Consider the following 8,911-nt stretch of genomic DNA (forward strand, 5'->3'; position numbering starts at 1 on the left):
AGATTGCATATGTAAAAAATGTTTAATTAAATTTCAGGGAGAACAAAAAAATAAGGGAATTATACAACAATGAAATTATAATGTTAAAAAAGCCACAATTTTTTTATAGAAACCGTGGTTTTTATTTGCGTTTTTAAAAATTTTTATTGCCTTTTGTCCCCCAAAAGAGAACCCGTTATCTATTTGACGACCCTTTTTTTCACTAACGCCCCCGTTAACCAAGCACCTTCTCTGCTATTGCATATAATTCAACCTACTGTTCATTAACCTTTTAAAATACTCATACAATACTGTTCAATCAATTCCTGTTAATTAACAAAGTCTTGAGTTACTACATACATTATTTAAAAAATGGAGTTGATCTTCTTGGCAAAATGGATTGAAGTGTCAACATCAAAACACCAATTAAGATTATATGACGGAAACAGACTGATAAAATCCTATCCGATAGCTACTGGCAAAATATTAACTGCTACACCGTTTGGCACTTACACCATAATAAATAAGCAGCCAAATCCTCCTAGACATGTTTTTGGGGTTTTATGGATGGGATTATCAAGACCTCATTATGGAATACATGGTACAAACAATCCATCATCAATAGGTAAAAGTGTTTCTCACGGTTGTATTAGAATGTTTAATCATGATGTTTTAGAATTATCATCTAGAGTTCCAATTGGTACCAAGGTTATGATTCATATATAACTCTGTTAATCTCGCTTCTATACACATATTTTGTGTCTTATGCAACAACGTCCCAGTTCTTATTGCACTAAACTGCACCGTTATTCCAATAATAAAAGCCGCCGAAATGGCAGCTTGATCTTAAGCTCTTACCCCCGTTACTTTAAGTACATTTCTCCACAATCTGATAACGTTACAAAAGTTAATTTTTGTGGTAGTTAAAAGATTTGTTCGAGTTCGGGACTGTTTTTGTCACTAAGTCTAATTTTCTATTAATATTTTGCCAAGCACCATTCTTTAGTTTCTTGGTCGGCAAAAGATGCTTCTACACTATTTAAATAAATTTGCCGGTAATCTTCTTCGATTAGATTAAATTCGTGGTCAACTAGAAGGATTTCTTTTGCCATTGTAGTATCAGATACGGTTCTGTTATCCGTATTAATCGTCACTTTTATTCCATCTTTATGAAACGTATAAATCGGATGTTCAGCATAATGTTGAACAGCTTTTGTTTGGACATTACTTGTTGGACACATTTCAAGGACTACCTGTCTTTCTTTAACAATCTTATAAGCCTCATCACATTCTGTAATAAATACTCCATGTCCTATTCTTTCAGCACCCAACAGTTCTACAGCTTCTAGAACGTTTTTTCCAATACCCGTTTCACCGGCATGAATAGTGACTCTGTAGCCATATTCTTTGGCTAAGAGAATCGGTTCTACGAATCTTTCACAAAAACCTTCTTCTTCAGATGCACATAAGTCAATGGCCACTACACCTTTTCCTAGGAACTTTTTCCCCTTTTCAACCACCTCAGATGCACTTTCCACAGACATTGTCCTCATGCAAGACAAGATGATATTCCCTTTTATTTCGTAACAGCTTTCAGCTTCCCTCATCCCTTCTATAACAGATTGAATGACTTCTTCAACATCAAGCCCTTTTAATGTGTGTAGTAACGGAGCAAATCTGACTTCCATATATTTCACATTTTCCCTTGTTGCATCCTCAAATAACTCAAAAGTAATTCTTCTTAAGTTCTCCTTGGACTGCATGACCAAATTAGGAAGGGAAAATCTTTTTAAATACTCATCAAGTGATTCACATTCTAATGGAGCAATCAGTTCTTTTTGCAGTTCATTCTTATCAAATGAGGGTAACGGAATGCCTTCCTTCTGGGCAATATCGATAATCGTTTCAACCCTAAGGCTTCCATCTAGATGACAGTGAAGTTCAATTTTTGGCAATGCTAAAAAGTTCATTTTTGACCTCCTGAAATAAATTTTTAGATTAAAATACAAAAAAAAATTCCTGACTACGAAGAAAATACAAATCTTGTACTTTCTTCGTAATCAGGAATTTCGGTTCCTGGTAGAGACCTCCAAACCATATTATTGGAGTTATACGAAATTTCATTGAATTCATTAACGTTTTTTAAAGGATAATAAAAAAAGTTTAGATTGTCAACATGGTGCCTCATACCGATAAATCATTTTGTTTATTGTAAAAGCATATTCTACAATAAAAATTATTATTTGCCTTCTTCAACAAACCTACACTGTTACTTCAATAAGAATAGCTGCCTCAATGACAGCTCTGATCTTAAACTCTTGCATCCCGTTAGTTAAAGTACATCCCTTCACAATGTTATTTAGGAAGTCTGAGCTTACAATACTTCATTCGAGCTTATTACTTAGATATTCCCCGAAGGTGATTTTCCCCATTTTCCGCAAAGAATTTGTATTTTTACCCTCGGAGATAGATCCGTACAGTTTTCCTGGAAAAGAAAAACTTAAAACTTTATTTGATTCATTATTTTTTTTGATTTTCAGTTCAGCCATTTCTTTTAATGTCAAAATATCTGGTCCACCAAAATCCTCCGCTCTTCCTTGTGGATCTTTTTCCACTAAACCTATTAGATAACTGGCAAATTCACCAACATCAACACTTTGAAATTTAAAGTTTCCAGGGACAATATATCTTTTAAAGAGTGGTTTTGATATAAATAAATTTTCTACAAAGTTGTGGAACTGAGTGGCACGTACAATCGTATGAGGGATAGAACAATTTTTTAACAATTCTTCTGCTTCATATTTTTGCTTATAATATTTAAATGGTATTTCATCTATCCCAACAATTGATGGATAAATAAGATGTTTTATGTGTTTCATTTTACCTAAAAACTCCTTAAAACCTAAGACCTCGACCATTTTTGAATTTTTAATCGGACTTGTTGCGGCGTGTATTATTACATCTACATCTTTTATTGCTACATCTAATCCTTCACCAGACGATAAATCGCTATAAATCCACTCGAAATGTCCTATTCCTTCAGGTTTTCTTCTAGAAGTTATTTTAACTTTATAATCAGAACCTTTTAGTTGCTTAAGTAAAGTCGAACCTAGTTGTCCTGTTGAACCAGTAACCAATATCCTCAAAGTAAACACTCCCATTCTAATGGATTTCCTCTTTACTGTCATATTCAGAATTTGGGTTGTTAATTCAACTAACCTGCTCCGTTAGTGGAACAAGAACAAAGATCTGTCAACACAACCCTTTGTTTAACATAAGCAACCGTTAATTTAACAAGGAAAACGTCATACAATCCCAATGCTTTGCATCCCTTTTTCTTATTCCTTTCCAGCCCTTTTTTTGTAACTCTTTAGCAATTAACATATTAAAAAAACCGTGTCCAACTAATACCACCGATTTATATTCATTAGCGTAGTCAATTAGCTGTTGTGATGCCTTATTTGCCCTGAATTTTGCTTTATTCAAAGACTCGCACTGATATGAATAGCCACTGAACCATAGAATTCTTAATACAATCGCCCAGATACTTGGCTTTAACTTTACGTTAAATAATTGCGATGAATTAGAAGGTAACTCAGTTTCTCGGAATAAAGGGTCAGAAATGATTTTCGTTATTGGTTTTAATAATCTTGCTGACTCAACAGCCCTTTTTAAATCACTCGTAATAACAATATTTGCAGTTGCAACTTTTTCAAGGGTTGCTGTGGGATATGCTGACTCTTCAAACACTCCGTTGTAATCATACTTTTCAACCCACTTATTAAATTCCAAACAAGTTATTTTGTCGTTTTCAGTTAGTAGTGATTTTCCATGTCTAATCAATGATATTTCCATAATTCTTCTCCTAACATGTACACGTTACTTACTACCATCAACAGTTATTCTATAAGAGATTTTAGAAATCCTTTTTCAACTAACTTGCTTCTTTAGTGGAACAAGAAAAAAGGGCTGCCGCAGCAACAACTTGTTCAACTTAAGCACCCTTTAGTTTAAGTATATTTTTTTACATTCTGATAATTATTGTTCATGTTTACCTCCTCGTTTTAGGATTACAAATACATAATTCTGCAAAAAAAAACCGACTTAAAGTCGATTTTTTAAGTTTATTTTATTTTGTTTGTGAAATTGTATTAAGAAGTTGGGTCAGTGCTTCGTTGATTGGCGTAACTGAGCGACCAAGAACTTTCTCAAAATCATTGCTTTCAACATCTAGTGAACCGTTCCGAATGCTTTCTTGGATTCCTACTACAATCGGAATCACAAAATCAGGTAAACCTAAGCCTTTCATGATCTCTGCATATTTTTCGTCACTAACTTGTTGTACAGGTACTTCTTTCCCCAATACATTAGCCAGAGCAGATGCCAATTCTTCTTGAGTTAAAAGAGGACCAGAAAGTTCATACACTGTATTTTCGTGGCCTTTTCCAACAAGAACCGATGCCGCTGCATCTGCGTAATCTTGTTGCGGTGCCCAGCCTACTTTACCTTCTCCAGCAGAGGTTACCCATGGAGCTCCATTCATAGCACCTTGAATACTTCCGATTTCGTTTTCCAAATACCAATTATTACGCAAGAAAGAATATGGGATACCTGTTTTAATGATAGCTGCTTCTGTAGCAACATGAGGAGGAGCCATTAAATTTTTGCTTTCTGTTGCGTTTGCTAAACTTGTGTAAGCAATAAATTTTACCCCTGCACGCTCAGCTGCTTTGACAGCATTAGTATGTTGATGACTTCTTGTTTCATTGTCACCATCGGCAGAAATAATTAATAAGCGATCAATCCCTGTAAAAGCATTATCTAAGGTTTCTGGACGATCAAAATCTCCTTGACGAACTTCCACTCCACGAGCCCGAAGCCCTTCTGCTTCCTCTGGGTTTCGAACACTCACTGCTAGCTCACTTGCAGGTATAGATTTCAATAATGATTCTACAACCTTTGAACCTAATTTCCCTGTTGCTCCTGTAACTAATATTTTCATTTTGTACTCCTCCCATTCGGTTTTTCCTGTAACAACATCCATTACATGTAATCATTTTAATTACATGTAACCAACTTGTCAACATGTAAAAATGCTATTTATTATTTTGTTCTTAATTTGGTATAATAAACTTGTAATCAAATTAATTACATGATGAACAAATTAATTTATTTTCTCGTAAAAAAGTAAGGAAGGAAGATGACTGAAGATGTCCATCAGCAGCAGATTTTCCGTTGGAATTCATATATTAACTCTAATCGAAATAAATAAAGATGGAGTAAGTTCATCTGAATATTTAGCTGGAAGTGTTAACACGAACCCAGCCGTGATCAGGAAAATTATGGGGATGCTAAAAAAAGCAGGATTAATAAAAGTACAACCTGGTATTGCAGGAGCCGAACTCGCAAAGGATTTATCAGATATTACATTGCTTGATGTTTATAAAGCTGTTAATGTTGTCAAGGACAAAGAACTGTTTAGCATTCACGAAAATCCAAATCCTGATTGTACCGTCGGAAGGAATATTCAAAATACAATTGAACCACTCTTTTTCAGTGCTCAAACTGCATTGGAGAAGGTTCTCGAAAATGTAACCATTGAAGATGTAGTAAAGGATGTTACTGAAAAAGAGAAACTAAATGTTAAATGTTAAATGGAAGGAATTAATAAAAGACATTCTCCTTTTCAGGAATGTCTTTTTTGTATTACCAAACCTTTAATAAACTAAGTCTTATTGAGTTAACCTGCCACGTTACTTAAATAAGAAAAAGCTACCCTTCGTTATTGAAGGATCGCCCCCGTTAGTTTAAGTTTAAAACTTCACATTCTCAACTTAACAAGTATTCTCCTCACATGACCAGTCTCTTGCGTGTTTCAAGGTAATATCTATAAAACTTGATAATGCAGGGGAAACCCATTTATTTTTGTGATAAAGGACTTGGGAGAAAATCTGTTTAAAGTCACCAACGCAGGGAATAATTTTTAACCTTCCTGCCTTGACTTCATCATTTACTGTCATTAAAGGTAAATAAGCAATACCAAGCCCACTCATTACACAACGTTTCATCGCCTCTATACTCCAAAGTTCCATCGTGTGGGAAGGTACAATTTCTCGTTCTCCAAGATATTCTTCAAACACCGTTCTATAACTGCATTCTTTCTCGTTGACAATCAAACATTCGCTTATTTTTTGATTCTCATATCTTTCATCTAATATATTTAGCGAACAGTCAGGGCTTCCAACAAGGACGATACGTTCATCTAACATGGAATGGACGATTAAATCAGAATCCTGCAATTGTGGTAACATGACAAATGAAACATCCGCACTACCATTAAGTATTGCTCTTTTGTTATCTCCGCACGTAGCATTACTTAGACTGATACTTACATGAGGAAACTTCTTTCTATATTCACGTAATATCGGTTCTAAACGATATACAGTTAAGGATTCAGGAGCAGCTATCTTTATCTCACCTCGAACATCCTTTTCTTCAATTGCAAGGTTTTCAATTTTACCGTAGGTTTCTAATATCTCTTGAGAATAGTGCAACAACTTCTTACCAACATCGGTCAATATTACTTTTCTACCCATCCTATCAAACACAGGTGCACCTATCTGTTGTTCAAGTGCCTGAATATGGGAAGTCACCGTTGATTGTGTGTAACCTAAATGTGCTGCTGCTTGTGTGAAGCTACCCGTTTCAATGATCTTTTTAAACGTAACAAAATGGCGTATCTCCATCACATCACCCACTTTTATTTTATTCTTATATGTATAGTATCAAAAAAATCGATGGGTAGCTTCACAGATTTCAATTTTACTAATAATTAATCACGAGTTATTGTTAAAGAAAATACATAATGGGAGAGTAATTAAAATGATTACAGTTTACGATGATAGATTTAAAGAAGAGGTCATTAAACTAATATTGCATGTACAGAATGCCGAATATAAAGTAGGTATTACTCTCGAAGAACAACTGGACATTCTAGACATTCATTCGAATTATATAAATGATGGTGGTAATTTTTGGATAGCTTTAAATGATAAAGGAGAAGTTGTAGGTACTATTGGTTTGCAGAGGAAAACCAAAGAGGTTGCAGTGTTAAAGAAATTTTTCGTCTATAAAGATTACCGTGGTAAAGAGATGGGGATAGGAACTAGTCTTTACGAAGCATTACTTGATTTTGCGAAAAAACAAGGATTTTCTAAGATAATTTTGGATACCCCATCTAAAGCCACTAGGTCACACGCTTTCTATAAAAAGGTTGGATTTAAGGAGATTGATAAAGAGCACTTACCAATTCAATATGATTACCCTGATAGAGATTCATTAATTTTTGAATTGCCCTTATCCAAATAAGAATATTGAACATTGAGATAGAAACGATTAAATAGCTACCTGGAATTTAAAGTATCAAGGAATGAAATAAACTCCTTGGGGATTATCTGCATTTTACTTAAGTGAACTTTATGGAAAGATCCAGAAAATGAGGGGTTGAGTTTGAAAAGTATACATTATAGCTGGTTTATTCTAGCCATAACATTTTTCTCCATTATTGTAGCAGGAATTGTCATGTCATCATCAGGGGTTTTCATAGACCCCTTAGAAAATGAATTTGGCTGGGATCGCTCTATTATTGCACTTGCTTTTGCAACAAGTCTTTTTTTATATGGTATATCAGGACCGTTTATGGCAGCGTTATTAGAAGTGATTGGGTTAAAAAAAATGATGATTATTTCAATGGCAACTTTGCTGACAGGTATAATACTAACCTTCATTATGAATCAATCATGGCATTTGATCATCATTTGGGGCGTTATTATTGGACTGGGAGCAAGTCTTTTTTTAACGGTAGTAAGTCCATATGTGGCGAACCATTGGTTTGAGAAAAGAAGAGGTCTTGCAGTCGGAATATTAACGGCAAGTACCGCGACAGGTCAGTTAATTCTTCTTCCAGTATTAGCGACCATAATCAATAATTATTCGTGGCGTTGGGCTATTGGTTTAATTATGATACTTTGTTTCATTATGCTTATCATAATCCTTTTATTTATGAAAAACACACCAAAGGATGTTGGGATTCTTCGATATGGACTTGAAGAAGAATTACAAGAAAGAACTAAAGGAGAAAAGGAAAATCCTATTGTATTAGCCTTCAATGGTTTATTAGAAGCTGTGAGAGTGAAAGAATTTTGGTTATTAGCTGGTAGTTTCTTTATTTGTGGGCTTTCCACTAATGGTTTAATTGGTACCCATTTTGTTTCGTATTGTATAAGTTTTGGAGTACCTTTAGTTACAGCAGCTTCGTTTCTTTCGTTTATGGGCATTTTTAATCTAGTAGGAACGACCCTGTCTGGTTGGCTATCTGATCGTTTCGATAATCGATGGCTATTACTTTGGTACTACGGTTTAAGAGGAGCTTCTCTTGTGTTACTTCCATATGCATTAATTGAAGGTTCAATGACTATGCTTGTTATTTTTACTGTGTTTTATGGATTAGATTGGATTGCAACTGTTCCACCTACTATTAGTATCTCAAGACAAATTTTTGGGTCTAAAAAAAGTGGGATAATATACGGTTGGATTTTCGCATCTCATCAGGCAGGAGCTGCAGTAGCTGCATATGGTGGGGGTCTAATCTATAAATTTTTCAACACTTATACTTGGGCATTCTTCCTGGCTGGAGTTTTCTGTTTATTAGCAAGTTTATTTGTTATTATTATTAAAAAACAACATTCAAATCAATTAACTATATAACAACTCGTAGAGAATAAAAACAGTTACAACTTCAAAATTCTAATGCTAAATTTCTAGGTGATGCCACAAGAAATTTGGCATTTTTCATTTTGGATTCACTAAAATTGTATTCTGGATTTTCCTAGCTTTCCGTAATTATCTTTTTTCTTCTTCCACTAAACTGCTT

Annotated in this window: 9 protein-coding genes and 1 riboswitch; of the genes, 4 read left to right on the forward strand and 5 right to left on the reverse strand. The window is 34.5% G+C overall.

Annotated elements, in window-relative coordinates:
• The first annotated feature begins 366 nt into the window (after positions 1-366).
• The gene (locus BANA01_RS28380; RefSeq protein WP_063255625.1) at positions 367-705 is read left to right on the forward strand and encodes a L,D-transpeptidase; all 339 of its coding nucleotides are present in this window, start codon (positions 367-369) and stop codon (positions 703-705) included.
• Between the two features lie 251 nt (positions 706-956).
• On the opposite strand, the gene add is transcribed toward BANA01_RS28380, so the two are convergent.
• The 4 genes from add to BANA01_RS28400 all read right to left on the reverse strand — a co-directional run bounded on the left by add (position 957) and on the right by BANA01_RS28400 (position 4,981).
• Positions 957-1,949, reverse strand: coding sequence for an adenosine deaminase (gene add / locus BANA01_RS28385; protein WP_034674542.1), 993 nt, complete (start codon positions 1,947-1,949; stop codon positions 957-959).
• A 67-nt stretch (positions 1,950-2,016) separates the two neighbouring features.
• A riboswitch (purine riboswitch) is annotated at positions 2,017-2,115 on the reverse strand.
• A 248-nt stretch (positions 2,116-2,363) separates the two neighbouring features.
• Complete coding sequence (locus tag BANA01_RS28390; RefSeq protein WP_235847265.1) at positions 2,364-3,116, reverse strand: SDR family oxidoreductase; 753 nt, start codon at positions 3,114-3,116, stop codon at positions 2,364-2,366.
• 148 nt (positions 3,117-3,264) lie between these two features.
• On the reverse strand, positions 3,265-3,834 hold the full coding sequence (locus BANA01_RS28395; RefSeq protein ID WP_034674540.1) for a histidine phosphatase family protein: 570 nt from the start codon (positions 3,832-3,834) through the stop codon (positions 3,265-3,267).
• A gap of 274 nt (positions 3,835-4,108) precedes the next feature.
• Positions 4,109-4,981 carry an SDR family oxidoreductase gene (locus BANA01_RS28400; RefSeq protein WP_063255626.1) on the reverse strand — a complete coding sequence of 291 codons (873 nt, stop codon included), beginning with the start codon at positions 4,979-4,981 and terminating at the stop codon, positions 4,109-4,111.
• 208 nt (positions 4,982-5,189) lie between these two features.
• Here BANA01_RS28400 and BANA01_RS28405 point away from each other — a divergent pair, with 208 nt between their 5' ends.
• On the forward strand, positions 5,190-5,633 hold the full coding sequence (locus BANA01_RS28405; RefSeq protein ID WP_034674556.1) for an Rrf2 family transcriptional regulator: 444 nt from the start codon (positions 5,190-5,192) through the stop codon (positions 5,631-5,633).
• 180 nt (positions 5,634-5,813) lie between these two features.
• Here BANA01_RS28405 and BANA01_RS28410 read toward each other — a convergent pair whose 3' ends face one another.
• Positions 5,814-6,725: a LysR family transcriptional regulator gene (locus tag BANA01_RS28410; protein WP_034674553.1), complete on the reverse strand. Its 912-nt coding sequence runs from the start codon at positions 6,723-6,725 to the stop codon at positions 5,814-5,816.
• A gap of 136 nt (positions 6,726-6,861) precedes the next feature.
• Here BANA01_RS28410 and BANA01_RS28415 point away from each other — a divergent pair, with 136 nt between their 5' ends.
• Entirely contained in the window at positions 6,862-7,347 is a 486-nt protein-coding gene (locus BANA01_RS28415; RefSeq protein WP_034674551.1) for a GNAT family N-acetyltransferase, read from the forward strand.
• 141 nt (positions 7,348-7,488) lie between these two features.
• Positions 7,489-8,745, forward strand: a complete 1,257-nt coding sequence (locus BANA01_RS28420) for an MFS transporter (RefSeq protein ID WP_034674549.1) — start codon at positions 7,489-7,491, stop codon at positions 8,743-8,745.
• Positions 8,746-8,911: the final 166 nt, after the last annotated feature.

Origin of the sequence: Neobacillus niacini NBRC 15566, from assembly GCF_001591505.1 — a bacterium.
GTDB classification, from domain to species: domain Bacteria; phylum Bacillota; class Bacilli; order Bacillales; family Cytobacillaceae; genus Neobacillus; species Neobacillus niacini.